The 2429-nt window shown below is 54.5% G+C and carries 4 protein-coding genes; 2 read left to right on the plus strand and 2 right to left on the minus strand.

Annotation, left to right across the window (positions count from 1 at the left end; all coding sequences use genetic code 11):
- Window positions 1-200: 200 nt before the first annotated feature.
- Window positions 201-617, plus strand: coding sequence for a hypothetical protein (locus tag HWX36_RS36620; RefSeq protein ID WP_175958567.1), 417 nt, complete (start codon window positions 201-203; stop codon window positions 615-617).
- A gap of 67 nt (window positions 618-684) precedes the next feature.
- Window positions 685-984, plus strand: coding sequence for an H-NS histone family protein (locus HWX36_RS36625; RefSeq protein ID WP_175958568.1), 300 nt, complete (start codon window positions 685-687; stop codon window positions 982-984).
- Window positions 985-1009: 25 nt separating this feature from the next.
- Here the strand turns inward: HWX36_RS36625 and HWX36_RS36630 are convergent, their stop codons facing one another.
- Together HWX36_RS36630 and HWX36_RS36635 are read right to left on the minus strand one after the other, a co-directional pair.
- Entirely contained in the window at window positions 1010-1474 is a 465-nt protein-coding gene (locus HWX36_RS36630; protein ID WP_175958569.1) for a hypothetical protein, read from the minus strand.
- A gap of 207 nt (window positions 1475-1681) precedes the next feature.
- A complete protein-coding gene (locus tag HWX36_RS36635; RefSeq protein ID WP_244136622.1) occupies window positions 1682-2116 on the minus strand; it encodes a hypothetical protein in 435 nt (144 codons plus the stop codon).
- Window positions 2117-2429 lie beyond the last annotated feature (313 nt).

Here is a 2429-nt window from a genome sequence, read left to right on the forward strand (position 1 = left end):
CCCCGATTCCACGCGCTTGAGCGCGTCCATGATCTGGCTGTCCGTGAATCTCGATTTCTTCATTCCGTAGAACTCCCTCAACAAGAAAATTCTACTTCTGATCACACCGGTTTCTCGGGGGGATTACCTGAGGATCACCCCATCCCAAAGCCAAGGCGTAGGTTTTGGCGTAGGTAATTTGGGGGTGGAAATGAAGTTTGATGCGAACAAAATCCGTCGCATGGTTCAAGGGTACTGACGAGCCGATCGACGGATTCGCTGGTTTGCGTATCAGCGCAGGAGCCAAGCGCAGAACTTGCGTCTATCGATACAAGTCACCGCTCTATTGCGCTTATTTCATCCGCAAAGCGACCGGCGGCACGGGCGACGTTTCGCTGTTCCGTGACGCCGAAGCGGCGTTGCGCGAGAGTGCGGTTCGTGGTGAAAAATGCGGAAACTTCACCCCATCGGTCGACGGCGGAGTCGCGATTCAGCGCGTGTTGAGCCTTTACGTTCAGCAACTTTTGAGCGTTCCAGTGTACATTGTCGTCGGCGCAGAGGACCGCGTCGCGGAATTCCTGTCCTCCGACGCTCCATCACCGATCGCACGGGAACCAAAGCAACGGCCTCTTCACTAATGAGGCAGACCACCGCGCTTCGCTTGCGCGCCTCCATTTTCCCGCAGCACTACTCAAAATTCCTCACATGGCTACATACACCGAACTGAAGGCACAACTCGACGCGTTGCAACAAGAAACGGAAGCGGCGCGCATCGCTGAACTACAAACCGTCATCCAACAGGTTCGCGATGTCGTCCAGCAATACGGACTGACAGCCGAAGATATTTTCGGCCGTCAACGCGCATCGCGCGGCAAGGCTGCGAAGGCCGCCGTGCCGCCGAAATATCGTGACCCCAAGACCGGCGCGACGTGGAGCGGACGCGGTAAACCGCCAGCTTGGATCGCAGGCAAGAAGCGTGAACGCTTTCTGATCGAATCGGAGTGAGCAAATTCCGTGCAGACGTACGGAACTATACCCAAAAGCGCCACCACTTCTTTTTGGGCTTCCGAACATGAAATGCTGGCACTTCCGGCGGGCGAATAATGTCCGTTACGTCCGCCGGTTGCCCGTCAGCCTGCCAACCTTTGAAGCGTGGCGCGTAGCGATCGAGTTCACTCCCGGCGGCTCGAATTCCGGCACAGACTTTGTCAAACTCCACGGCACCAGATACTGCCACCTCATCACCATCTGCAATGCACCAGCCGTTTGACTCGGCTGCCAAGGCCGCCACGATCAGATGCTGAAAATGACGTGCACCGCTTGGTGTACCGGCACTGGTACGCGAATACGCAACGTGTTCAAACTTCCGTACACCGCGCGGTGCAAGCGCAAGACCATCGGACGTGCGACAAAAAAATCCATAACCGAATCCTGCAAGAAATACCGTTCCGCGCTCGATTCTCGGAAGATCAGAAGGTGTTTCCAGAACCGCCAAGCAAAGCGATTCATCGGCGGACGTGGAACGCAAACTGCGGTTGGGCGGCAACTCAATCTTGTATCCATGCGCCGCAAGTCTTTACAGGACACGTTGATCAAGGCCGAGTTGGCGAGTACCTAAGTAAGCACGGACCTCGAAGCTCATGTGCTGGCGCGCCGAAAAATTGAGTACCTGCGGCAGTGAGCTGTGCGCATATCTGTAACCTCAGAGCAATGGTGCCTTCGAAATTGGCGATCGAAATCCGCCGATCATGTAACGCTGCAGCCGTTCCCACGCCTCGACGTATCGGTAATTCGGAATCGCGGCAAGTTGTTCATCATGCAGCACAAGCACGCGTTCAATCGTCTCATGCTCATCGTCCTTGATCGCCCACGGCTCACCTCGTTCTACCCGCGAAATACATTGATCGAGTACGGCTTCGGCCTGCCTGAACGGTTCAGGATCAGTACCAATCCGCGTGGCGTCACGCATGAAAAAGGCAAGGTACGTCACTCGCAACAGACAACTGATTTGATCACTGCCGCCCTGTCCGCTGCGCACCGCAGCAAGCGCCAAATGATTTTCGAGTGATAGCGACTTCACAATATCCGTCTGCAGCGGCAGCAACTGCACTTTTGTGAGTCTTGTCAGGCGTCGCATTTGATTTCGTATCATTTCAGTTGCAAATCGATTTCATCGAAGATCGGGAATCGACCACCGCGTTTTGTCAAGCTTTGGCCGTTTTGTGATTCGAAGCAAGACTAATGCAACACAAGTAATCAAGATCGCGTAGGGAACCAAGGGTTGCCATGGAACATCAATGCGTTGGAACTCCCGTGGCATGTAGCGAACAAGTGATGTTCCGAACGGTACGTAGGTCACTAGTCCATTGAACCAATGAAATTGCACTGATCTAATGGTGCATGGGCAAAATGAATCTGAGCGAAGCCGAGCGGGAAGAACTGCTGTCGAT

Source organism: Burkholderia sp. BCC0405 (genome assembly GCF_902833075.1).
Lineage (GTDB): Bacteria > Pseudomonadota > Gammaproteobacteria > Burkholderiales > Burkholderiaceae > Burkholderia.